Source organism: Cytophagaceae bacterium ABcell3 (assembly GCA_030913385.1).
GTDB lineage: Bacteria > Bacteroidota > Bacteroidia > Cytophagales > Cytophagaceae > ABcell3.
Window position 1 is genome coordinate 1758327 of record CP133159.1, and the last position, 26981, is coordinate 1785307.

The 26981-nt window shown below is 41.5% G+C and carries 13 protein-coding genes and 1 pseudogene; 8 read left to right on the plus strand and 6 right to left on the minus strand.

The genetic code is table 11. The features are described 5' to 3' along the window. Positions 1-81: 81 nt before the first annotated feature. The 6 genes and pseudogenes from msrB to RCC89_07265 all read right to left on the minus strand — a co-directional run bounded on the left by msrB (position 82) and on the right by RCC89_07265 (position 2853). A complete protein-coding gene (gene msrB, locus RCC89_07240; GenBank protein ID WMJ72954.1) occupies positions 82-525 on the minus strand; it encodes a peptide-methionine (R)-S-oxide reductase MsrB in 444 nt (147 codons plus the stop codon). A 75-nt stretch (positions 526-600) separates the two neighbouring features. Next, positions 601-813: pseudogene (locus tag RCC89_07245) on the minus strand (hypothetical protein). 36 nt (positions 814-849) lie between these two features. After that, the gene (locus tag RCC89_07250) at positions 850-1686 is read right to left on the minus strand and encodes an alpha-amylase family glycosyl hydrolase (GenBank protein ID WMJ72955.1); all 837 of its coding nucleotides are present in this window, start codon (positions 1684-1686) and stop codon (positions 850-852) included. A gap of 5 nt (positions 1687-1691) precedes the next feature. Further along, complete coding sequence (locus RCC89_07255) at positions 1692-2099, minus strand: alpha-amylase family glycosyl hydrolase (GenBank protein ID WMJ72956.1); 408 nt, start codon at positions 2097-2099, stop codon at positions 1692-1694. 104 nt (positions 2100-2203) lie between these two features. After that, entirely contained in the window at positions 2204-2389 is a 186-nt protein-coding gene (locus RCC89_07260; GenBank protein WMJ72957.1) for a hypothetical protein, read from the minus strand. 170 nt (positions 2390-2559) lie between these two features. Further along, positions 2560-2853, minus strand: a complete 294-nt coding sequence (locus RCC89_07265; GenBank protein WMJ72958.1) for a hypothetical protein — start codon at positions 2851-2853, stop codon at positions 2560-2562. 732 nt (positions 2854-3585) lie between these two features. Between RCC89_07265 and RCC89_07270 the strand changes: the two genes are divergently transcribed. The 8 genes from RCC89_07270 to RCC89_07305 all read left to right on the plus strand — a co-directional run bounded on the left by RCC89_07270 (position 3586) and on the right by RCC89_07305 (position 26974). After that, complete coding sequence (locus RCC89_07270; GenBank protein WMJ72959.1) at positions 3586-3921, plus strand: antibiotic biosynthesis monooxygenase; 336 nt, start codon at positions 3586-3588, stop codon at positions 3919-3921. Between the two features lie 999 nt (positions 3922-4920). Next, positions 4921-5856 (plus strand): aldo/keto reductase, encoded by a 936-nt coding sequence (locus RCC89_07275; GenBank protein ID WMJ72960.1) that lies wholly within the window; start codon positions 4921-4923, stop codon positions 5854-5856. An 85-nt stretch (positions 5857-5941) separates the two neighbouring features. Beyond that, a complete protein-coding gene (locus RCC89_07280; GenBank protein WMJ72961.1) occupies positions 5942-6409 on the plus strand; it encodes a hypothetical protein in 468 nt (155 codons plus the stop codon). Positions 6410-6990: 581 nt separating this feature from the next. Then, on the plus strand, positions 6991-7479 hold the full coding sequence (locus tag RCC89_07285) for a hypothetical protein (protein ID WMJ72962.1): 489 nt from the start codon (positions 6991-6993) through the stop codon (positions 7477-7479). 149 nt (positions 7480-7628) lie between these two features. Then, positions 7629-8174 carry a hypothetical protein gene (locus RCC89_07290; protein ID WMJ72963.1) on the plus strand — a complete coding sequence of 182 codons (546 nt, stop codon included), beginning with the start codon at positions 7629-7631 and terminating at the stop codon, positions 8172-8174. Between the two features lie 465 nt (positions 8175-8639). After that, positions 8640-8846, plus strand: a complete 207-nt coding sequence (locus tag RCC89_07295; protein WMJ72964.1) for a hypothetical protein — start codon at positions 8640-8642, stop codon at positions 8844-8846. Between the two features lie 138 nt (positions 8847-8984). Continuing rightward, positions 8985-23939 (plus strand): CARDB domain-containing protein, encoded by a 14955-nt coding sequence (locus tag RCC89_07300; GenBank protein WMJ72965.1) that lies wholly within the window; start codon positions 8985-8987, stop codon positions 23937-23939. Positions 23940-23959: 20 nt separating this feature from the next. After that, positions 23960-26974 (plus strand): PKD domain-containing protein, encoded by a 3015-nt coding sequence (locus RCC89_07305; GenBank protein WMJ72966.1) that lies wholly within the window; start codon positions 23960-23962, stop codon positions 26972-26974. Positions 26975-26981 lie beyond the last annotated feature (7 nt).

Sequence of the window (26981 nt, forward strand, 5' to 3'; positions counted from 1 at the left end):
GCTTGTTGGTGAAAACACCAACAAGGGGGGGATTTACAGACAGATCCCTCCTGCGTCGGGATGGCACTGCACATATATACTTTACTCCACTTTCTTAATACTTTCAGAGTTTACGCAATAACGCAGCCCACTGGGTTCAGGGCCGTCTGGGAATATGTGGCCAAGGTGGCAGTCGCAGGTGTTGCACATGATCTCGACCCGTTTCATTCCAAAACTGTTGTCTACTTCATATTTCACGGCATTGGGCTTTACCGGCTGTGTGAAACTTGGCCATCCTGAGTGTGAATCGTATTTTTCAGCAGAATCAAAAAGTAATGTGCCGCAGCAAATGCATGCATACTTCCCTGGGCCATGGGCTTCGCAGTACTGGCCTGAGTAGGGGCTTTCTGTGCCTTTCTTGCGGGCTATGTTGTATTGTTCCGGTGTTAATAACCCCTTCCATTCCTCTTCGCTTTTCTCTATTCTTTGGTCAGGTTTAGGGTTTCCTTTTTGGGTAAAATGTATAATGTCGTTCCAGCGTAACATATCAATAGGGTTTAATACTAGTGGGAACACATAATAACACTATTTGTTTTAGGTTCAAAATTTTGGGGAAGCCGGTTATATGTTCGCTGGTTTTAAAAAGCGGACTCCATGTGCCTTTATAGGTATTTCTACCATGCCATTGTTGCTTTTGAGATCCTCTCTATGGAGAATGTCCGCATAATGGCTTGATGCTTCAATTTTGATGCTTGCTGGTTGTTCACCGAAATTGACCATTACGATAATTTCTTCATCTCCTTTCGCTCTGATATACGAAACGATTGATTTTGGTCCAGAAACTTCAAATTCTTTTAGTTCTCCACCTCTTTAGGATGGGTGGGCTTTTCTTAGAGAAATAAGGGTCTGGTAGAATTCATAAAGGGAAGTGTCACCTTGTGTCCTGATTTTTTTATTCCTTTCAAAGGTGGCTGCCCCGTCATAAGGGTGGATGTCTACACCGATTTCCTGTCCATTGTATAACATAGGCATCCCCGGCAAAGAGAAAATTAACGCTGCTGCCATTTTGGTTTTTGCTGCACCATGCTGCTCTATAAACCGCGCATGGTCGTTGTTTTCTATAAATCTAAGTTTTCTGTGAGGGTACTGGCTTGAGAATATAGAGTTTTTAAATATATGAGCAGCTTTTTCAGGGTCGGGGTTGTTGAAGATGGTTGTTCCACTGGCGTAATCATACTCCCACACCCATTGCGAGACCCAATTCGTGTCGGCGGTCCAGTCGTAGGCTGCATCAAAACCAGCTTGGTAAATACCGAGATCTGCACCCTTGGCTTCTGCCAGTAGGAGCAGGTCGGGGTTTAGCTTTTTAAGTTCCTGGTTCATGGTTTTGATAAAATCAGGATTCCTCGCCAGAACACCCCAAATAGCATCAAAGCGGTAGCCGTCTATATCGTATTTGTTGACCCAGTGCTTCAAATGGTTTAATATCCAGTATTGTACTTTGGGATTGTCATAGTTTAGGTTTACCAGGTCTTCCCAAAAGTAGACAATGAACCCGGCTTTGGTCTTTTTGTAAAAGGAAGCATAGGGCTTGCTGTCTTTGCGCTGTTGGTAGTAGTCGTAATAGCGGGATTTGGACCCTTTTTTAATGCAATGTTGTGCATAAGGGTGGTATATCGATGTGTGGTTTATTACTACATCAAGCATGACTTTCATGTCCAGTGCTTTGGCTTGGCAATGAGCGATTTTAAGCTCTTTTTGTTCCCTAGCTCCGGGTTGATTTTGGAATAGTCTATTATGTCATAACCTTGGTCCAGTGTGTGGGAGTGGAAGATGGGCTGCAGCAGCAACGTGTTAACGCCCAATGTCTTCAATTCCGGCAACCTGTTTGCAATATCCTCAAGTTTACCTTCTTGGACAAAGTTGAAAGGGGTGATTGGGTAAATGATCGCATCTTTCATCCATGCGGGTTCCCCAAGTGAGTCTCGTACGGCTAAGTTCTCTGTGTCTAATGAAAGGAAGGGGGTGCCAGTAGAAACCATTGGGAAAAAGCTTATGAAAAGGACTACTTTAATTATGCAGCTAATTCTTGTTAGTATTGAAAGAGGGGGTAATTTCATGGCAGAGTTTGTTAGACCACTTTTCTGCTATAAATGTTGCACGCTGAAAAAAGGTTCTATAACAAATAAAAAAAGGCAGGATTTGCGCCCTGCCTTTTCGGTAACTATGTCAACCTCCTGTGCCTAGAGGTGATGTCAGGAAACTTCATTCCGAAATTTTCTGACACCCATTGCTTTAAAGCTTTTATTTCGTTTTTAGAAAGCCACTTTTTTGATTTTTTTAGCTCTTTTTCAAAAAGAGCCTTGTCGAAACTTACTTTTTCGAGAATTTTTTTGCAATACTCAAGCATAAAAATAACTGTTTTTTAATGACCTACTTAGAACAATACGCTTATTTATTTATATGCTAAAGCATATCCATACTAGAAGATCTGTGATGTGATAATACCACTTTTGAGAATTATCCTTTTTGCCCTGACCGCTAGCCAAGGTCTGAGGATACATTATGTTACACCTTTGTCTAAATTAAAATAGCTCGGTGCAAAATAAATAGCGGCGTTTTGGGTATATAACTTGATTGATAAAAATGGTTGGCATAATAGCCATTTTCAAAAAGGTTTTTGCGTAGATGGTTGTTTTTAAAGCCTACAGGAACTCTTTCTCTCAAAGAAACAACTTCTTCTTTGATCTCCTTTGTTTCCGGAATAGAGCTTTCAATGTTTTGCTGGACAGTAATAGCCCTCTGACCTTGTCCCATCGAGGAGACAAAAGGTGTCAGGTAAACTAAAATTAGTAATAGTGTTATTACGTTCATAATGCTTTGTATAATGCAAAAATTTTGCCAGATTTTACAATTTTCGGTATAATATTTTTATTGGATTACACCTTTCCAGCTATTGTTCCATTCTATGGTAATAACATACATTACCTGCATTTATTATATGTTTTAGCTGTTTTATTGAAAATATATTAGGGTTTTTGGCAGTCATGGCGTATAACATTAAATACGCCACTGTTCACTTAAACGTAATCAGGGTTAAAATGGTTCTGTGGGGGGATTTATAGGAAGCCTCGTGGAACATTATATAAAAAATACCTGGCTTCAGAATAAGAGCTGAGTGCAGTGGTTTGCCCCTCCCTAATTATCAAGGTAGGAACAGGAGTATGTTTTTGGCCATAAACCTATTATAGACGATGTAAAGTTTGGTCTTGGTCCTGAAAGCAGTACTCTAGGGGGTACGTTAATAAAATACGGCAGACGTTTTGAATATGTTGGTTTTCTTTTATTTTGAATGAACTGATATTTCATCAAAATGATATTAAGTTTAGAACTGCTTTTTCAGGAAAACTAGATAACATGATTATTCTCGTAATGACAGAAATTGAAAAGAGAGGTTGTAAATCATTTCGGTATATGTTTAAAAGGTTAGTTGATTCTGACGGTTAATAATACTTTTAAGGCTGTTTTTTATTATCTTGCTTCGGTTACGGTGAATAGCATTAAAGAGACACTCAGTTTAAAGCAAACAAAAATTAGCCTTTCATTATGAGTATAGCAAATACACCTGAACCTCCATATTATGCAGTAATATTTACCTCAATTAGAACCGAGGTAGATAATGGTTACGATCAAATGGGAAAGAGAATGGTGGAGTTAGCACAACAACAAGAAGGATATTTAGGTCATGAAAGTGTTAGAAATGATTTGGGGATAACTGTTTCATATTGGAAAGATATAGACGCAATAAAGAAATGGAAAAATAATATCGAACATTTATTTGCTCAGGATAAGGGTAAAGAACTCTGGTATAAGTCTTTTAAAACAAGAATTTGTAAAGTTGAGCGAGATTATGAGTTTGAAAAGAATGACTTAAGCAGGTAGCAACTAAGGCTTTGTTGGATATTATAATGTCCTCAATGAAGCCAGTGTTGTACGAAACCTGGGTAAAGCTATGGGGATTGCTCTGCTGGATTTGGGTGTTGGTATTTTGGGATGGTGTTTTAAAGGCTAAAACAAACACTTTAGCTGCCTTCCCGCACTTGTTGCGGGGTCTGTTGGGGTAAAGGGTTTGTGGTTTTTAATTGACCAGTAACGATACCAATGTTAATATTACCTTCTTTCCTTCACACTTCTACCTGTCATCCTGACGAAGGAAGGATCTGTTTGGGTAACAGTATGAGTGTCTTTATTAATACCTATTACAAGGTTAAGTGCCAGCGTCTGGTAGACCCCTCGTTCCTCGGGATGAAAAGGTTATGCCCCCCCCCTTGTTGGTGATTTCACCAACAAGCAATAAAAATGGGGTAATCTCCAAACCGTGGTACCATCCTGACATAGTTTCTTATGAAAAATGCCGCGGCAATCAGTTGGTGGCAAGCTGTATAGGTTGTTTGTGGGGATTGATACCAGACCTGACGATTAGATTGCTTCGTCGTTTCCTCCTCGCAATGACGTTGTTGAGTGAGTTGTAATAGTGGTTGTTATTATCTGATAGGTTGTATAAACATCTTCCTTTTAATCCTGTCTATCCTTTCATCCTGCGAATCCCGGTTCAGACAGTATAATACCAAACCTGACGATGAGATTGCTTCGTCCTTACCTCCTACCGATGACGGTGGTTGGGTAAAAGGAGGAAAACAAGTAATATAGGCCATGCCGATAAAAAATCGGCACTACATTCATACGTGCCATTATAGGGAGTAAAGCAGGATGTAAATTGGGAAATATTAGTCGGTGCTAGCGTCTGACAGATCCCTCGTTCCTTGGGGTGACAGATTGTTATGGGTGATATAGTTAAGGATTTTGATTATATTTACTAGTAAAACAAAAGAGGAGGGTGTGAGGCTCGGGAAAAAACTCGATAGTTTAATATATCTAAAAATGAAGAAACAAGTTAATGGTTTAAAGCGAAGGGAATTTATAAAAGGAACGGCAAAGGCTGCTCTGGCAACAGTTTTTTTGGGATCGGGTAGTTTAAATGTGTTGGGAGCTATTGCGCAAAAGAATAGTTCAATTCCGACGGTTACACTTAACAACGGCATACCAATGCCGGTGCTTGGGTTTGGTACAAGTACCTTAACAGATTCAGTCTGTATTCAAAGTGTGTCTGATGCAATTTCGGTTGGTTATCGCCTTATAGACACGGCACATATTTATGGAAACGAAGAAGCCGTAGGGGAAGGGATAAAACAAAGTGGAATTGATAGAAAGAAACTGTTTATAACATCAAAGCTCTGGGTTGACGATTCGGGTTATGAAAGCACTAAAAAGGCTTTTGAAACATCCATTAAAAAATTGGGGATTGACTATTTAGACCTTTATCTTATTCATCGTCCCAGGGGAGATGTGAAAGGTTCATGGCAGGCAATGGAAGAGCTTTATGAAGCCGGCAAAATCAAAGCCATTGGCGTGAGTAATTTTCTTCCGGAACAGCTTAAGGAATTGAATACTTACGCAAAGGTTGAACCTACAATAAACCAAATAGAGAGCCATGTATTTTTTCAGCAGAAAGTTTCTTATCCATATTTAAAAGACTCACCTACCCAATTAGAAGCCTGGTCTCCATTTGCCGCAGGCAGGAATGACATTTTTAGCAACCCAACCTTGGCTGCTATTGGCCAAAAGTACAATAAGTCCATCGCTCAGGTATGTCTAAGGTGGCACCATCAGCGAGGTGTTGTCGCAATCCCAAGGTCTTCACAAAAAGCCCATATGATCGAAAATTTAAATATTTTCGATTTTGAGCTTTCTGAAGCCGATATGGACAAGATCGCATCTCTGGATTTAAATATAACTCAATTTCCTGAATGGGAGTAGTCATGTGGGATACGTAAACAAAAGAAATTCCATCTCAGAGACAATTAAAAAAATGGTCAGGTAGCATTTTTATATAAAGAAACATATGAGACGAATTAAATTCAAAGGTTATTTAATATTTCTTTCTGGCCTGTTTTTATTAGGCTCTTGTTGTACCAAAATGGAATGTGTGAGCGGGATTGACACTCAAGTAGTAAACTTGATATCATTTAATAGCCAAGAAGTTGACACTATATATGTGGCCTCGTGCCTCAGGGGGGCTGGCTTCAGGACATTAGTAGACAGTGCTTTTGCAAGTGCTTCTTATACTTTTGGTGATGCTTTAGTTATTAACATGCCAATAGAGTTAAACAAAGCCTGTGATTACAGATTTGTTTTCTCACATTCAGGAAAAAAGTATGATATAACAAACATCACAACTGGCATGAGAACATGCAATAAGTGCTTTCTTACCTCAGATGAATTTGAAGCTTTAAATAGTTATGAGGTCAATGGGGAAATAGTGCATTCTGGAGCTTTTGAGATTATAGATAGGTATCAGCTGGAACTTTAAAGAAGAAAGAACATAACGTATTCATAAACGAGGATTTTTGGTGTTTCTCAGCACCTCTAATTAAATCCCCATACAGTTTATGGAATTTATTTATATTTGCCTGAAAACAAGGGAGGAAGGATGAATTGTCTGCACCGGCCACCTAATTAAAGATTAGGATTACCCATTTAAGTCTCTAGAAAGTAATAAGGTTTATACTTGATGGCAATATGCTTTTAAAACGCTTTCCTTTAAATGGCGGTATGTGCTATTGTTAGATAATAAGGCGGCCATTGATGAAATTGCGCCTGCCTGTCGGCAGACAGGTTAAAACTTTATAAACATGGAGCGGCCAAAAATTTTGCTGTTTGAGCCCGACGCAAGGAGGGTGAGTTTCATTCCGATAGCTATCGGAATAGCGTAATGGTTATAAAGTTTAGCAAATTTCATCACAGGCCTTGACTTTTTTGCTTACTTTTTTTGTCTAAGAAAAAAAGTAAGGCCCTGCCGGCGAGGCAGAAAGTAACTAAGTGAGCTTATGTAAGCTAGTAAAACATAAGATATTTAAATGGGTAACCCTATTAAAGATTACTACATTATCGATGAGAATTGCCATATTTCTATTATTTTGTGTGTTTATAACAAGTGCTTGCAGCTGGACCAATAAACAGCGCCGGGCATTCAAGGAAGAGTGCGCCCAGAAGGAAAAATTCAATGACGTGGTATTCCTTTTTATGGGTTTTGACAACAGCGAATTCGATACTATATGGGTCAAAGAATATAGCGATACTAGCCTGTTGGATACTTTTTCTGTATTTGTCAGTCCATCTCAAAGCCACTACGGCAAAGAAAGAAAGGTGCGTTCGGCTTCTATAGAGCGGCCTATGAACGTCAATTATACGTATCACTTTATGTTGCCTGGGCAAGAACCATACGAGCTTTCAAACATGAAAATGGTCATGTGGTCTCAATTTTCAATGATGTCCGAAGGGTGGGGCTGCGTTATGGGAGAATATACTATTGATGGTGAAAAATTTGAACAGAGTGCCAATCCGACATTCATAAAAAGAGAAACGCAGGGTGAAGAATAGGAAAGAATAGATTAATATAGTTCGTTGGTATGTTTCTTGAAATTAAACTATTAAGGTGTATTTCTTTCTTAAAGGTTTCTTCCGGATGATTGTATTTTTCTATTGTCATATACGGCTTTTTCAGCAATTCATACTTAATAAGTTAGACTATGAAAAAAAGTTTTGTAATAGGAGTTGTTGTAATTTGCTTTTTTGCAGCATGTAATCCTTTTAAAAGAAATACCAGCAAACTTTATGCGCTTTCTGCTGCATTTGAAGACAGCCTATCCATTATAGAGCAAAAGTTGATTGAGGAGAATAAGGATTATATAATCCATAGTTACAGGCAAATGATTTCTTGTTATACCCCTCCTTTTTCTGGAGCAATAAAGGTTTATTCTAAAGAAGAAACTAATGATAGTTGCCGCGTAATTTGGAAAAATCATTTTGAAAAGGAACTCTCGGTGAAGAAAGTAAGCTGTGATTTTGATGACTTAATTTATTATTTTAAATCTTATAAATTAGACACTGTAAAAACATTGCCCAAAGGAGAAGCGCATCAATACACTAGTAATGTTACTGTTGGAAGTGTTTCTGTTAAAGCTGATTCTACGATATGGAGTATACGGTATGATTTATATGTCGATGAGGAATTTACCGATTCAGGACATGTTTTGTATGAGTTTTTTAAGAAGCTTGGGATAGTTAACGAATGAAATATCGGGTGATAGACAAATTGTCTTCATTTGAATCTAGGGTTGTTTTTTTAAGTTATTTTTTGTGTAAGTCTTTGAGGCGGGCAATAGTCTAAGGGGTGGTAAAGTTTGGTCTTCATGTGGATAGAGGTGCTGTTGACATTATAATTTAATCTAGGCGAACAAAGCTTTTAGAGGAAAGCTAAGTTTTCCTATACCAATTAAAAAGAATTGAAAGCAGGTAGAGAACTACCTTGCATTGAACCTGAGCATATTATTACAACAACGTAGTCATGGAGCTTTAAGTCATTCATTTTTCCACAGTCTTTGGTGCTGTGGATATGTTTTGTTTGTTTCTTTTGTATATCGTGCTGTTTATCATTACCTTTGATATGTTGTATGTGATGGTAAACGGCTTTTTTATACTTCCCACCAAAGCATTTGTCACATTATAGCATGTGAAACACATTTAACGAGATGGGCTTTTTGAAACAAATACTAGGTACACTCCTAAGAAAATTGTCCGGCGAAGCTGTCGAAGATTTTTTTGAAGAACGGGCAGATAGCCAAGTTTCAGTACTTGATCTTTTAATAGAAATCTACAATAATTTTACTGGAAAGTTAAAAGAACTACTCCGAGTAGTGCGCATTGTTGACCTGAGCAAGAGGACGGTCCATTTGCCATATTCCTGAAAGGAGTCGATGAAAAGGGTAAGATGTGTAAGTGTATGACCCTATTACATAGTGCTTTAAAATATAAGAGCCATATTTATTGATATTTCAGGCTTTTTGTTGTTTTGCTTTCATTTTTAATAAAATAAAATAAAAGAAATGATAAAGTTCATTCTTTCATTCGGACTGATTTTTTTTGCTTTAGGATTTCAGTCTAACGCCCAAAACATAACCATTACAGAACCTAACGGTGGGGAGACGCTTTTTGCTGGTAGTTCCACGAACATTCGATGGACTAGCTCAGATGTTTCTTCTTCAGTGACCATTGAGTATTCTGTTGATAATGGTGATAGCTGGACACTTATCACGGGAGGGGTTAGCAACTCTGGGTCATATAGTTGGACTGTACCTGATGATGTTTCCGAAGAATGCTTGGTAAGGGTAAGTGACCATGCTGATCAAAGCGTTTTTGGTATAAGTGAGGAAGTTTGGACTATAAAACACCCATATATCAACCTTACCTCTTTTAATGGAGGAGAAGAAGTTGAGGGATGCAGCCAACAAACCATTTCCTGGGAGGCTGAGGGTTTAAGCAACAGGGTTAGGTTGTATTACTCTTTTGATGGCGGAGCAACCTGGACTTATATCACCAACCCTTTGAGCTCAAATAGTACTTATAACTGGACTGTACCTTCCATAGAATCCGAGAATTTTAAAGTACGTGTTCAAGATCAAGGTAACAGTAGCTTTAGCGACGAAAGTGAAGGTACCTTTACAGTTACCAAACCTGAGGACCACCTTCAATTGACTTCTCCTAATGGAGGTGAAACATGGTCCGCAAGCTCTATTAGGACTATAACCTGGAATTCTGTTGGTGATATCGGGAATGTTTCTATCAGGTATTCTACTAATGGAGGGGAAAACTGGAGTTGGGCTCGGAATGCAGAGGGGCAGAATGCCAGCAATGTTTCCAATACCGGAAGCTATGATTGGCTGATTCCTGATATGTCTGCATCGTCTTCATGTCTGGTTCAGGTGCAAGAGCAGGGCGATGCGTGTAACATAGATATTAGCAACAATACCTTTACCATTGACAACAGTCCCTCAATTACCGTCACAGAACCTGCAGAAGGGGAAACATGGTATGTAGATAGAAGTTATACGATCCGTTGGACTGCATCAAATTTGCCTACAAATTTTGTGGCTATTGATTACTCTACAGATAATGGTTCGACATGGCACGTCGTTACTGAATCTCAAACGAATAGTTGGGGTACTTATAATTGGACTATTCCTGATGATGTGTCATCTCAATGTTTGATTCGCGTTAAAGCAAGAGATAATGACGCTATTACCAGTATTTCTCCTGGCCACTTTACTATAGCACAACCTTCGGTAGAATTGACTTCTCCTGTAGGGGGAGAGGTCATTGCAGGTTGCTCTTCTTTTCCTATTACATGGGAACAAGAAGGAATTCAAAGCAGGGTTCGGCTTTACTATTCTTTAGATGAAGGGAACAACTGGATTTATATAACCAACCCTTTGGTAGGGAATTCCTCATATAATTGGTCTGTCCCTTCGGTAGGAAGCGATAAAATTAGAATTAGAATAGAAGATAACAACAACTCAGCTGTTAACGATGAAAGTGCTTCCAACTTTAGCATTACTAGGGGAGATAATTATATAGATTTAGTTTCTGGGAACGGAGGTGAAATTTGGCCAGCAAGCTCCATTCAAGAAATTACTTGGAATTCTACTGGAACTGTAGGAAATGTGAATATCAGGTATTCTACCAATGGAGGCAGCAGTTGGTCATGGGCTAGAGACCCTTCCGGATCTAATGCTAGCAATGTCCCTAATGCAGGTTCTTTTGAATGGCTGTTGCCCGATAATGTTGAGTCATCTAATTGCCTGATACAAATTACTGACCGGTCAAATAATTGTTTAAGGGGCTATAGTGACAGCTTTTTTACAATTGATGACAGTCCAACGATATCTGTTACTGCACCGGAAGAAGACGACATTTGGTATATAGGCAGAAGTTATACGATCCGATGGAGTGCTTCAAACCTCCCTACCAATTTTGTGGCTATTGATTATTCTACAGATAATGGTTCTACATGGAAAGTAGCAACTGAGTCTCAAACTAATAGCTGGGGAACTTTTAACTGGACAGTTCCTGACGAAGTGTCAGATGAATGTTTAATCCGGGTTAAAGCCAGGGATGATAGTACTATTTATAATCTCAGTAACACATTTTCTATTGCTCCCCGTACCCTTACCTTAACTTCTCCAATAGGAGGAGAAGAAATCGAAGGGTGTACTACTTTTCCTATTACTTGGGAGCATGAGGGAATCCAAAGTAGGGTAAGACTCTATTATTCTTTGGATGAAGGAGAAAATTGGATATATATAACAAATCCACTTGCCGGCAATTCAGGAAACTCATTTAACTGGAATGTTCCTTCTGTAGGTACTGGAAATATAAGGGTAAGGGTAGAAGACAGTAATAGTTCAGAGGTTTATGATGAAAACAGTGAAAATGTATCTGTCAGCCGAGGGGATAATTATTTAGATTTGGTTGCTGGCAATGGGGGAGAGACTTGGCCGGCAAGCTCTATACAAGAAATCACTTGGAACACTACCGGAACTGTAGGAAATGTGGATATCAGATATTCTACCAATGGGGGGAGTAGTTGGTCTTGGGCTAGAGACCCTTCCGGGTCCAATGCTAGCAATGTCCCTAACACAGGTTCTTTTGAATGGCTTTTGCCTGATAATATAGAATCATCTAATTGTCTTCTACAAATTTCTGAGCGGTCAAATAATTGTAATGTAGACTTTAGCGACGAGTTTTTTACTATAGATAATAGCCCTACCATTTCTGTGACTGCACCGGAAGAAGCTGATGAATGGTTTGTGGGCAGAAGTTACACGATCAGGTGGAGTGCCTCAAACCTTCCTTCTAATTTTGTAGCCATTGATTTTTCTACAGATAGTGGTTCGACATGGCAGGTAGCAACAGAGTCTCAAACTAATAGCTGGGGGACTTTTAACTGGACAGTTCCTGACGAAGTTTCTGATCAATGCCTGATACGGGTTAAAGCACGTGATGATGCCACAATTTATGGTATAAGTCATCTATTTGAAATTGTACCACCTACTGTTACTTTGCTTTCCCCTACAGGAGGAGAGTCATGGCCAGGGTGTACGCAAAACCAGATCAGTTGGGAGCATGAAGGGATTCAGAGTAGGGTAAGGCTGTATTATTCTTTAGATGAAGGGAATAACTGGATTTATATTGCGAACCCTTTGGCAGGGAACTCCGGGAATACCTATAACTGGACCGTGCCGGCTGTGGGAACAGATAAAATTAGGGTTAAAGTAGAAGATCAGAATAATTCGGCAGTGAGCGATTCGAGTGCTGCCAATTTTACTTTGTCTAAAGGTTCAAACTACCTGACAGTTACTGCTCCCAATGGGTTGGAAGAATTTTCTTCCAGTACCATGCAAGAGATCACTTGGACTACCACTGGGTCAGTAGGAAATGTTACAATCAGATACTCTACTAATGGAGGTGAAAGCTGGACATTGGCTAGGGATAATGAAAGCTCAACCGCAAGCAATATTCCTAGTACAGGTTCTTTTTTATGGCAGGTTCCGAATAATGTTAGCTCTGACAGATGCATTATTCAAATCCATGAGCATAATAACAGCTGCAATATTGATTTTAGTGATGATTTTTTCACTATTAATGATGACCCAGTACTGACACTTTCTTCGCCACTGCCTGGGGAAACACTCTTCTATGAGCAAAATAAAACCATTCGCTGGAACTCAACTAACCTGCCTAACAACAGGGTCGATTTGGAGTACTCTCTTGACGGTGAAGAATGGATACCAATAGCTAGTAACCTTTCTGCCAACTCTTCAAGGAACTGGACTGTGCCTGCAGAAATGTCAAATACTGCTTATGTTAGGGTCAGTGTGCGGGACTATCCAGAGGTTTATGATGTCAACTCAGAACCATTTTACATAAAACCACCTCAGGTTCAAGTGCTCACTCCCAATACAGGGGAAGAAAACTGGTTGGTAGGGGAAAACAGGAATATTACTTGGTCTTCTACGGCGCTTTCTTCAAATGCATTAATGCAAATTGAGTTTTCGGACGATCTTGGAGAGTCATGGTCGTTGATCGTCGATTCAATTTCCAATTCTGGTTCTTATATATGGACTATTCCTGATATTTCAACCTCCTCCCGGTGCTTAGTAAAAGTTTCATCCATGTTATATCCTGAGAGTTATGATGTGAATGACAATGCCTTTACTGTAACCAGGCCTGTTGTGGGAATCACGGTGCCTAATGATGGACAGTTATGGTACATTGGAGAATCCAGGTCTATCCGATGGGAAGGCATGGGCAGTGCTCCAAATGTAAGGCTAGACCTCTCCTCTGATGGTGGGCAGACATTTTCGCCTATTGTAGAATCGACACCTAATAATGGTCAATATTATTGGTTTATATCTTATGATGTTGCTCCTTCTGAAGATTCATACATTCGTATCATTGATTTGGATGATCCTACCAATGGCGACACAACGGACGTGCCTTTCACCATTGCCAAACCTATTATCACACTTAGTGCTCCAGCGCCTTCTGAAACCTTGTACTTAGGTCAAACCAAGTCCATCAGTTGGGACAATACGGGCATGAGCAATGCAAAGGTGAAAATTGAGTATTCTGTGGATAGCGCCGAAAGCTGGTCTGAAATTGCGCTTGTCAATAATACTGGATCATACGAATGGTCAATCCCTTCTTCTCTAACACCTTCAGACCATGCATTGCTTAGGGTAAGTGATGAAAATGATGCTTCTATTTCGGATGAGGTTTATATAGAGGTGGTCAAACCTTCTATAACCGTTGTTAATCCTAATGGTGGTGAAACGGTATTTTTAGGTCAAGACAGGTTGATTACGTGGCAAAAAGATGGTGCTTTTTCGCCTAATGTAAGTATAGATTATTCTCCCGATAATGGAAGTACATGGGAAGAGGTGGTTGAAAGAATAGCCAATAACGAATCTTATACTTGGACTGTACCAACTACCCTTGAGCCTGGTAGTGCTTATTTAATTCGTATACGTGACGAAATAGATACCACTATTGTAGATGTCAGTGATGCGCCATTTACTGTAGAACAGCCATCGCTTACTGTTACGGCGCCAAACGGGGGGGAAATTTATTACAATGGCGTTTCTAGGGCTATTCGTTGGAACTCCCGTGGGTTGGGAAGCTCAAGGGACTTAGAAATTAACCTTACTACGGTAGATAGTACCAACGTCATGCTTATTGCAAGTGGAACACGTAACTCTGGTAGCTTTAACTGGGCCATTCCTCAAGACTTGGCACCTGGGGAATACCTGATTAAAATTAACGACCTCACAGATACTGGCATCTTAGATTATAGTGATGCTCCTTTTACTATTTCCAAACCTAGTCTATCTTTGGTAACCCCGAGTGGTGGCGAAAACTGGTATAATGGGCAGGTTCGGCAAATCAGGTGGAACTCTACCGCTTTGCCAAGGTTTAGCGAAATCAAAATTGAATACTCGCTAGACCAGGGTACTAGTTGGGAAACGATTGCTGCGAACACCAATAATACCGGCTCATTTTTCTGGACTGTGCCAACGGAATTTACAGGGGCGGCCTTAATGAAGATTTCAAGTCTTGTTTTTGACGAGGTTTACGATATAAGCCATAGTACTTTCAATATATTCGAGCCAAGGGCGGGAGATGAATTTGAAACTGCAATTGCTTTGGGTGCGTTGCCTCTATCGCTTTCTGATACCACTCGCTTTTACTCTGCTCAATACACAGGGCCGAACAGTCAGCCTTCTGGTGATATCTTTTACTCTTTTACCATTCCTGAAGAGTCGGATTCTGTTAGCTTTTCATTAACTGCCAGTTTTCAGGCGATAATGCATATCCTATCTTCAGAAACTGACCATGTTGTGAGCAGTCCAGTAGGTAGGAACATTGAATATGGACTGAGGGATTTGACTCCTGGTAGTACCTATTACCTGGTGGTAGAGGGTAGCAATAATAACTCCGGAAACTTTAACTTAAACATAAACAGCCATTTGCCAGCGCCTGACCTCAGTGTGAGTGCTGTGACTGCCAATCAGTCTAATATTTCGCCGGGCGACAGTATTACTGTTTCATGGGAAATTGAGAATATTGGAGAAGGCTTCTCCACCATTGATTGGGTTGAGCGCATTTATATGCAGACGGTCGATGGGCAAGACCGTACCCAAATAGCACAGTCCTCTTTCGCTAACGACGACACTTTGTTTACTGGGGGAGTTTGGGAAAGAAGTGCAAAGATTGAAATTCCTTCCCAGGTGACTTTGGGAGATGAAGGAGTATTTGTTGTAGAAATTATTCCAGGGCCATCTATTACCGAAGTTCCGGGTGGAGAAGCGAACAATATTGCGGTGCAGGATACGCCTTGGTCTGTCATTAGGATCTTATCCATTGAGTTGTCTTCTGATGAGATAACCGAAGGAGACGAAAATGGCATAAGTGTTAGGGTAAACAGAAGTGGGTCTTTAAGTGATCCTGTAGAAGTAACTATTGGCCTAAACGATCCAGATAGATTTACCTTCCCTTCCATAGTTACCATTCCATCGGGTAGGGCTGGTGCTAGTTTTACATTGACGGCTCCAGATAATGACCTGATTGAAGGCGATATCGTGGATGTCTTGAGCGTTTCTTCTGATGGTTTTACAACTGCAGAGGCGGATATCACATTGATAGATAATGATAAACCTTCCTTGACAATCCAAGATTTGCCATCAGAAGTAACCGAGGGTGACAGTGTTACCTTTAGGGTTGAAACTAATCTGGCACCTGTTCAGCCTTTAGAAGTTTTCTTGAGCGCTTCCCCTTCAAACCGTTTTCCTTTGCCTGCTTCTGTAATAATTCCAGAAGGAAGTTTGTCGGTAGAGGTTACGGTCAAGATTGAGGATAATGATATCCCTGAACTTGATGTTGATGTTGCTATTATTGCCTCTGCGTCTAATCATTATACAGCCAATGGGTCAGTCCTAGTGTTGGATAATGATGTGCCAGGCCTTGAGCTTATTTTGCATTCAGATGTTATCTCGGAAGGAGCAGGCGCGCATGCTACTCAAGCTACACTACGAAGGACGGAGGGCAGTAATCCGATTGCTTTCAACACACACTTATCTGCCAGCATTCCTGATAATCTTATCATGCCTTCTTCCATTCCTATGGCTGCCGATGTAAATGAAGTGACTTTCACCATTGGTGCCATTGATAATGATTTGGCCGAGGGCGACCGGGACATAGAAATAACTGCTTCTGTGTTTGTCAATTCATGTGGCTGTAATGTGCCTGAAACTTCTGCTGGGCATGTTTCTGCTGTTCTAACAGTTACAGACAATGATGGGCCTGCGCTAACTTTAACTACGAACGAACTTACGCTTCCTGAAGGAGTGGATATGGCTGGTGATTTAAGGGTTACCAGAAACACGCCTTCTGATGAACCTCTGACAGTGCAACTGTCATCCTCAGATGAAGAAAGGGCCATAGTGCCAGAAACCGCTACCATACCTGTAGGGGAGTCTTTTGTGGAAGTCCCAATTACCACTATTGATAATGGGATTTCTGATGGAGATCACCAAGTTTATTTTTATGCAAAAGCACCGGAATATTCTACCGGTTCGGTATGGATCATGGTGACAGACCAAAATATCCCTGACTTGCAAATTGCTAGTGTAGGTTTAAACAATCATAACATACAGGCTAATAGCATTTTTAATTATACTGTAACGGTTAAGAATACTGGATTTGCAACGGCGCCTTCCGGGATAGTAGTGAGAGGCTACTTGTCGAAAAATAATAGGGTAGATGCATCGGATGTGATGGTCAGCGAAGATATAATCCCTTCGTCTATTGTTGCGGGCGGTACTGCTCAAATACAAAATGCTGTTCAAGCGCCTAATTTGCCGGGTGGACATAATTTAATTTTCCAAGTCAATCCTGATGCTGTTATCAATGAGCTTTTATATACGAATAATGTTTCTGACCCGGTACAGATTAATATCAATGCAGATTACGCTGCCACGGCAACTGTTGTAAATGATTATTTTTTAAGAGGGCAAGCAGTCCCGATAAATGGTACGGCTACTAGACATGATGGCTCTTTGGCTGCTAATGAGGAAGTGGAAGTTTATATTATTACCAATGGGTTAAGGAGAACCCTTACGGCAATGACCGACGATAATGGGAATTACAGTACCGAGTTTGTGCCACTAGAAAGAGAAGCAGGACACTATATCGTTGGCGCAAGCTACCCAGGAATGAGTTTGTCAGATGAACAGGACAGTTTTGATATACTTGGGTTAAGGGTAAATAATAATCGTGTGCCGGAGTTTAAGGTTACTGTGGACGATACCATCACTGGCTCTATCTCTGTCAGGAATATGAGCAATAGAACCCTGACAAACTTTACCATTGCTCCTGGTAATTCCATGCCAAATGGAGCTCAAATTCTTTTTGATACCCTTGCTTCCTTTGAAGGAAACGCAACCGTTAATCTTCCTTATCTGGTAACAGGGACGACTTTATCACCAGGTGTTAATTTTGAGGTGGCAAATATGTTGGGTGTCGCCGACGAAGGGGTGGTTCAAGAGGTGGATGTGTTTTATTATTGTCAGGCACCTAACGCTTTGTTGGAGCCAGATCAACGAAGATTGGATATAAGAGCTTCTTCCAGTACAAGGGATCGACTGGTAGAACTGAATATTGTTAACAGAGGCCAAGGAGAGTCTGGCGAGCTATCAATAGACTTGCCCCAGCTTAACTGGTTGAGAAGTGTAACCCCAACGACACTTCCTTCCTTGTCTTCTGGCGATACTGCTGTTGTTATTTTACGTTTCCTTACCCTTGAGGAGGTGCCTTTTAATTATCCGGTGAGTGGAAGTATGGCAATAAACTCGCCTAACAGCGATTTTGTACGTATTCCGTTTACTTTTGAAAAAGTATCTGAGTCAACTGGGGATTTGGTTGTAGATGTAACCAATCAGTTTACTTATTATTCTGAAGATGAACCTAAGGTAGAAGGAGCTTTTGTAAGGGTTAGGAATTATTTTTCAGGGGAACTTTACGCTGAAGGGTACACCGATGAACATGGCATTTTTGAGGCGTTTGATATTCCTGAAGGTAGGCACCGTATTACTGTTGAAAAAGACAAACACTTGTCTTATAATAATACGGTTAATATTAATCCAGGCGAGGTTACGAATACTTCTGTATTTATTAACTACCAAGCCATTACATTTAGCTGGTCGGTGGAGCCAACTGCTATACAAGACGAGTATGATATAACGCTGGTTGCAGAGTTTGAGACCCATGTCCCTATGCCAGTGGTAACGGTAGATATGCCAGACGAAATGCCGCAGCTTTTTGGGTCGGAGGTTTATGCTTTTAATGTTGTATTAACAAACCATGGACTTATTGCGGCGGAAGATGTTGCACTGAACTTGCCGGACTCAGATTCGGAATATGAGTTTGTTTCTAATTATGAACCTGCACGCCTACATGCCCAGCAGAGCATTCAAGTGCCGGTGGTTATGCGCAGGAGGGGGAGTCAAGAAGAAAAGTCCGCCTCAGGTGGTGGGGCTTCTTTAAAGGATGTTTCTGACTTTTTAGGAATAGACGCCCCACGTTTCAGTCAAAAGTCTTCCGGAGGAAACTGTTCAGATTTTGTAGGAGTAGTTTATTGGTACAAGTGTAACATAAGTAACGGATTGTGGCAACAAGGTGGGAAAATGTTTACATATTCTGGCAGAACCTGTCCTGGTTCAGGAAGACCATCAGGAGGATTTTACACAGGACCGGGAGCTAGTGGTAATCCCGCAGTCCCTAATTGTGCGTCGTGTCCTCCTCCCTCTGGCTCAGGAACAGGTAGCACACCTGAGTTCTCGACAAGCAGAAGTAGTTGTGTAGATTGCATTAATGATTTGATTGGAGTGGCTTCTTGCCTTCCTATTCCTGGTGCTACTGTTATAGGTACAGGCTCATGCGTTTTCGGAAATTATAGAAGTGGAGGAGGGGCATTAGGTTATATACCGTGTATCCCAGGCTTAATCCCTAGCCCTATTGGTTGTGCGAAAGGTATAGCTGATGCTACAAGGTCATGTGCTACAACTCAAACCGCTGGTCCTGCTCCAAAATCTTCAGATGACCCTGCAAGCGGACTGTTTCAGCAAATCAGTGATAACCTTGATATGGTTATTGAGTCCTATGAACGTGAAGAACTTTGGGCAAGGGAGTACTTTGGCAACTTGGTTGAAAGTGATGCATGGAGAGACCTCTCTTCAAAAATTGATGGGTATGTCGTTAACTTAGACAGCATACCTCTTAGTTACCAAACAGATGTCCTTGCAGAAATGCAAGGGTATGATATTTCCCAGTCAGCTATAAAAGACTTTTTTGTCCGGTGGAACCTGTCCATCGAAGCCCTCGATAATGATGTTATGGAGCCTAATGACGAATATGGCGATATCATCAACTGGAACTATGTCAAAGAACTGTCCGATGAAATCATTGAGGCCATGGAAGAAGCTGAATCGTTAGGTTATGAGTCTCTATACGATATGTATGTGGCAAATATTGAGGCTGTAGATGAAATTATAGAAGGACAGTCCAATGCAGTTTGTGCTACTGTTAAAGTTCAGTTTAGTCAACAATTGACTATGACTCGTGAAGCTTTTGAAGGAACATTGGATATCTTTAACGGCCACCCTACAGACCCAATGGACTCCCTAACTGTAAATATTCGCATTACAGATGAAAACGGCGTACCTAGCAATGATCTTTTTGAAATACAGGTTCAGTCCTTGGACAATGTTTCAGATATAACTGGTACGGGGGCTATTGCTTCCCAACAAAACGGCCTTGTTAAGTTCTTGTTTATTCCTGTGCAGCATGCAGCGCCTGAGGTGCCTAAAGAATATAATTTTGGAGGGTCTGTGCGATACTTTGACCCTTATGCGCAGGCAATGGTTACACTGCCTTTGGCGGATGTGCCATTGATGGTAAACCCAAGTCCAAACCTGATGTTGCATTATTTTATGGAGCGTAACATTTTAGGCAATGATCCATTTACTGATGTTGTTGAACCATCTATTCCGGCAGAATTGGCGGTAATGGTAGAAAACCACGGTCATGGCCCGGCAGTAAATATGTTAATATCTTCTGCTCAGCCGGAAATAATCGAAAATGAAAAAGGTCTGGCTATAGATTTTGAAATCGTTGGTTCAAACTTTCAGGGAGAACCTAAAAACTTAGGTGTTACGAATATCAATTTTGGAACGATTCCTCCGCTGGAAACCCGGATAGGGCAGTGGTATTTTACAAGTACTTTGCTAGGAAAATTTGTGAGTTACCAAGCTGATGTGGTGCATTCCAACAGTTTTGGAAACCCTGAATTAAGTCTGGTGAAAGGTGTTAAACTTCATGAGCTCACTAAGAGTATTAAGGCTTATGGCCCTGAAGAAGACAATATCAATGACTTCCTGGTCAATGATGTGTTTGACATAGACGATACTCCTGACATTATTTATTTCTCGGAAGGAAAACGTACTGAAACTGTTTACGAAGCAGAATCGGGTAGTTTCTCTGCACCGGTTTCTCCTGCTAATTTGACAAATACCTTAACACTCACAGCATCTGAAAAAGGGTGGAACTATATAAGGCTTGACGACCCTGGCAACAACCGCTACGATCTCGTAAGTGTCACAAGGGAAGATGGTCAGGAAATCCCGTTGGATAACGCATGGCTTACTTTCGTGACGCTGCCAGTTAGTAGGCCGCCTAACTATGAAAATAAGTTTCACTTTGTGGACAAGCTGGACTCTTTAGAGCCTGTTGAGTATACCGTGGTTTGGAAGAGAAAAGATACTGGTGTGCCTTCTGTTGTCAGCATCGAAGGTGTTGCAGAGCCAGTAACTGCCGAACAGGTTGAAAAGCTAACTGTGGTTTTCAATACTGAGATAAACCCTTCTACTTTTACAATTGATGACCTTAACTTGGCTTTCCAAGGAGGGTCAAATATCATTGATAGTACGGTAGATATTTCGCAGCTTGACCCGGTTACTTTTGAGGTCGATTTATCTTCTTTGACCATAGGTAATGGCTTTTATAATTTTACGGTTCAGGCTGCTAATATTGAGGATGTAGATGGTGTTAAAGGTGTAGAAGGTAGAAATGTCACTTGGTCACAATTCCTGACCGTTCCAACGGTTCAGGCTTACTATGGCATACCTGAAGGTAATATTGCAGCGGCGTTTGATACCATACAATTAGAGTTTAACCTGCCTATGGATTTAAGCACCGTCACACCTGAAAGGTTTAATGTTTATCAAGATAGCCTTCAGGTTGGCACTTTATCTATAGACTCTATTAGTGAGGACAAGCAAATGGTTTACTTGTCTGGCTTGCAGGAAATTCTTATAGAAAGCGGTACATACGAATTAATAATAGATCTTCCTGAAATGCTTTCCGAAAGTGGGGAAGCTGGTATGCAAGAGCGTAGCATCAGGCTGACCTTGGACAATGAAGGGCCTGTGGTGATAAATATGGCAACCTCAACCAGAGGAGGGCTTGACCCGCAACATGTAACTTTTGTGGACATTGAGTTTGATGAGGAGGCCTATGGCTTTAATACTGCTTCTGTTCGACTTACAAGGAATGGAGAACGATTGCACTTGAATATTGATCAGCTTTCCAATACGGACTTGAAAAATTGGAGTGCCGGTAATTTTGGAATGCTTACTTATTATGAGGGAGATTATAAGTTTACCGTAAATACTGAAGGTATAGATGATGCCATAGGAAATGCAGGGGTCGAAACTTTTGAAATTGCCTGGACGGTGAATCGGTCGGAGGAGTTAGAAGTTACTGAACTTGCTATTGATCCTGATCTTGGTCACTCAGATTCAGACGGAATCACTTCAACACGTTCACTTGATGTTAGTTTTTACTTAAGCCGGTTTGCTGAAGAGCTGGTGATTTCTCAGGTAGACCTAAGTGGAGAAGTAACCCTGGAAACACTGTATAATGTAGACAGTGGATTTGTTTCTGTACCGGTGCGGTTGCCTTCTGGCGGAAATACAGGTATAAGGGTGCATGCAACAGGCATTTACGGAGGTACAGGAGAAACCACTAAGACCTTGTTTATCGATCAAGTGCCTTTGACAGCAGAATGGAATTTTGATGACAATCAAGAGGTGGATGTGCAGGTAGATAGCCTTCATATTAGTTTCAATAGTAAATTGCTTGATGATGAGCTGCTGATAGAGGCTTTACGTTTCCGAAGAAATGATGTTGATCTTCCAAAAGAGGAAATTGATATTGTAAAAATAAGCGATACCGAATATCAAATAACAGGTCTCGGTCAGACGAGGAGTACTGCTGGGAAATATGAAATAAGCATGAACCTCGAAATGCTTCACAAGCATAGCAGTGGAATTAATGGGACAGGACGGCGCACCGTGTCGTGGAAGCTTAAATCTACGAATCTGGCTCCTGTCGCTGATGCTGGCAAAGATGTTATGGTAACGACTGAAGGTTGGGTGATCTTGGATGCTTCTTCTTCGTATGACCCTGATGGCGATGAAATTACTTTCGAGTGGTTTGCGCCGGAAGGAGTAACCTTGTTAGATTCGTTAACATCTACCCCTTCTTTTAAGGTTACGGAAGATGATCATGGAAATACTTATTCTTTCTTACTCATTGTACGGGATGGAGCACTGTTCTCCACGGATGTAGTGGATGTGCATATCAATATTGGTGCAGAAGCGCCTATTGTTCTGGTTGGTAACGTGTTTTTGCAGGGTCGCCCTGAGGCGCCAAATAGTAAGTGGGCAATACCTTTAGATATTAAGATATTCCCAGCAGGTCAGACTACTCCATTGGTTACCTATCATTCTCAGACGGATGAATCAGGGGCTTTTGTACTTGATAATTTAGAGGTTGAAAATGGCGATTATGTAATAACGGTAAAAAATGATCGCACCTTGAAAAATGCACAGGCTGCAACTTTGACGGCAGGGGAGAATGAGATTGAGTTTGGTAGATTGAAAGATGGGGATGCTGATAATGACAATAAGGTTTCAATTACGGATTTCAGCATCTTGGCCAATACTTTTAATTTGCCTTTAGGGGAGGGCGGATATGATGAGCGCGCAGATTTTAATAGAGATGATCAGGTGACTTTGCTAGACTTCTCGCTGCTTGCCAGCAATTTTAACGAAAATGGATATAAGGTAGAAGCCTCTTCGTATGATGAATTAAGTGCTTTAAATGCTCGGGCCAGCAGCTTTAGGGCTATGTTTACCGACGCTGAAATTTCTATGGAACTACAAAAGCCTGCTGAACCAGTCCAAAAAGGGGCTACCTTCACGATGCCGGTGGTGCTTTATACTGGCGACCAAGAAATTGATGCAGCCGAAGTATATCTGGAATTTGACCCTGAGGTTTTAAGAGTTTCTGAAATGAGTGGAATGGGCAATCTGCCGGTAGAGTTGATCAACCATTATGATAATGACATAGGAAAAATTGCTTATGCAGCGGGGTCTTTATCAGATCTTCCTTTAGGGGATTTTGGGTTGTTTAACATTACTTTTGAGGTACTGGATGATACAAAAGAATCTTATGTGAAATTCACCAATGATTATCCGGGACAAACTCAGGTTGCTTATAAGGGATATTCCGTGTTGGGAGATTTAAATGACGCTGCACTATTGATTACAAGCGTAGAGGAATGTGAGTCGTGTGAAGAGGTCAATGTAAGCGTTGCTCCAAACCCTAGTTCCGGAATGTTCAATGTTTCTTTAAACGGATATTCTCAATCTGGAGGAAAGTTGACTGTAACTTCAGTAGATGGAGCAGTGCTCAAGTCCGTAGAGCTGGACTTCCACAGCGAAATGGAAATACCAGTGGATATAACCGAACAACCTGCAGGGGTTTACTTTATTCAGGTAGAAACCTATCGCTCTGTTAAGGTGCTTAAGATTTTGAAATTTTAGTAATTAGATAATTTTTTGATATGACTCAAAGACAGTCTAGTAATAATACATCTATGGGTGGTAAATTACCTTTCAGGTTTGAAATGGCCACCTACATAATATCGTTGGTATTGCTATTGTTGAGTAATGCCAGCTATGCACAGGTTGATCTCCTTGTTTCTTCAAAGGAAGTTGAAGTAGACGAAACTTTCTATGTAGATGTGAAGGTAGATGCAGGAACACAACAGATAGATGGGGCAAATGTGTTTTTGTCTTTTGACCAGGCGCATTTGGAAGTATTGTCCATTAATGAGGGAGAGGACTTAAATGTCCAAATTACGCCTACTTCTTATGATAATGATTTAGGCATAGTGAAATATGCTTATGGAATATTTTCAGATTTCCCTTCGGGAGACATACTGCTTTTTACAATAACCTTTAAGGCTTTGCAAGCAGGGGAAAGCCCTTTGGATTTTGTGAGTTTTGATGATATCGCAACTGATGTAACTTTTGGGGGGTATTCTGTATTGGAAGATAAGCATGGAGCCGTTATTTCTATTTTGGAACAGAATATCGCCCCTGTAGCGGATGCCGGTGCTGACCAAGAACTTGTAGATGAGTCTGGGGAGGGTGTAGTTGAGGTGGAGCTAGACGGTTCCGGCTCGACAGATGAAGATGGAGAAATAGTGAGCTATAGTTGGACGGTAGATGGAGAGGAAATTGGAACAGGGGTCAATCCGACGGTAGAATTGCCCGTGGGTACTACCACCATCGTATTGACAGTGACCGATGATGATGGCGATATAGCTACCGACGAGGTAGTTATTGTAGTAAACCCTCGTGAAAACATCCCGCCTGTGGCGGATGCCGGTTCTGACCAAGAACTTGTAGACGAGTCCGGGGAGGGGACAGTTGAGGTGGAGCTAGACGGTTCCGGCTCGACAGATGAAGATGGTGAAATAGTGAGCTATAGTTGGAAAGTCGATGGAGAGGAAATCGCGGAAGGAGTTAACCCGACGGTAGAATTGCCTGTAGGTACTACCACCATAGTATTGACAGTAACCGATGATGATGGAGACACAGCTACCGATGAGGTAGTTATTGTAGTAAACCCTCGTGAAAATATTCCCCCTGTAGCAGATGCCGGTTCTGACCAGGAACTTGTAGACGAGTCCGGGGAGGGGACAGTTGAGGTGGAGCTAGACGGTTCCGGCTCGACGGACGAAGATGGTGAAATCGTGAGCTATAGTTGGAAAGTCGATGGAGAGGAAATCGCGGAAGGAGTTAACCCGACGGTAGAATTGCCTGTAGGTACTACCACCATAGTATTGACGGTAACCGATAATGATGGCGATACAGCTACCGATGAGGTAGATATTGTAGTAAACCCTCGTGAAAATATCCCCCCTGTAGCAGATGCCGGTTCTGACCAGGAACTTGTAGACGAGTCCGGGGAGGGGACAGTTGAGGTGGAGCTAGACGGTTCCGGCTCGACGGACGAAGATGGTGAAATAGTGAGCTATAGTTGGACGGTAGATGGAGAGGAAATTGGAACAGGGGTCAATCCGACGGTAGAATTGCCCGTGGGTACTACCACCATCGTATTGACAGTGACCGATGATGATGGCGATATAGCTACCGACGAGGTAGTTATTGTAGTAAACCCTCGTGAAAACATCCCGCCTGTGGCGGATGCCGGTTCTGACCAAGAACTTGTAGACGAGTCCGGGGAGGGGACAGTTGAGGTGGAGCTAGACGGTTCCGGCTCGACGGACGAAGATGGTGAAATCGTGAGCTATAGTTGGAAAGTCGATGGAGAGGAAATCGCGGAAGGAGTTAACCCGACGGTAGAATTGCCTGTAGGTACTACCACCATAGTATTGACAGTAACCGATGATGATGGAGACACAGCTACCGATGAGGTAGTTATTGTAGTAAACCCTCGTGAAAATATTCCCCCTGTAGCAGATGCCGGTGCTGACCAAGAACTTGTAGATGAGTCCGGAGAGGGTGTAGTTGAGGTGGAGCTTGACGGTTCTGGCTCGACAGATGAGGATGGTGAAATAGTGAGCTATAGTTGGACGGTGGATGGTGAGGAAATCGCTGAAGGGATCAATCCAACGGTTGAATTACCCGTAGGTACTACTACCATAGTTTTAACAGTAACCGATGATGATGGAGACACAGCTACCGATGAGGTAGTTATTGTAGTAAACCCTCGTGAAAATATTCCCCCTGTAGCAGATGCCGGTTCTGACCAAGAACTTGTAGATGAGTCCGGAGAGGGTATAGTTGAGGTGGAACTTGACGGTTCTGGTTCGACAGATGAGGATGGTGAAATAGTGAGCTATAGTTGGTCGATCGATGGAGAGGAAATCGCCACAGGAGTTAATCCGACGGTTGATTTGCCTGTAGGTACTAACACCATCGTATTGACCGTAACCGATAATGATGGAGACACAGCTACCGATGAGGTGGTTATTGTAGTAAACCCTCGTGAAAACATACCTCCTGTAGCAGATGCCGGTGCTGACCAAGAACTTGTAGATGAGTCCGGAGAGGGTATAGTTGAGGTGGAACTTGACGGTTCTGGTTCGACAGATGAGGATGGTGAAATAGTGAGCTATAGTTGGTCGATCGATGGAGAGGAAATCGCCACAGGAGTTAATCCGACGGTAGAATTGCCTGTAGGTACTACCTCCATCGTATTAACAGTAACCGATGATGATGGAGACACAGCTACCGATGAGGTGGTAGTGGTGATAGAAGTTGGTACGAGTATATTTTCATGCGTTGATTGCGAAGAGGGCTTGCTAAATGTATATCCTAATCCAAGTCGAGGTGATTTTGTCGTTTCGGTAAATCAGGGTATGGACAGTCAAGGTGTGGTAAGTGTTATTTCCACTCAAGGGGTTGTTTTGAGAAAAATTTCTATGCAAGACTTTTCTCAAGAGGGTAATGTCAATATTGACCTGAGTATGCAGCCGGCTGGGGTTTATTTTATAAAGTTTGAAACGCCCGCTTCTCAAAGTATGGTTAAGGTTTTTAAGCTTTAGGAAACCT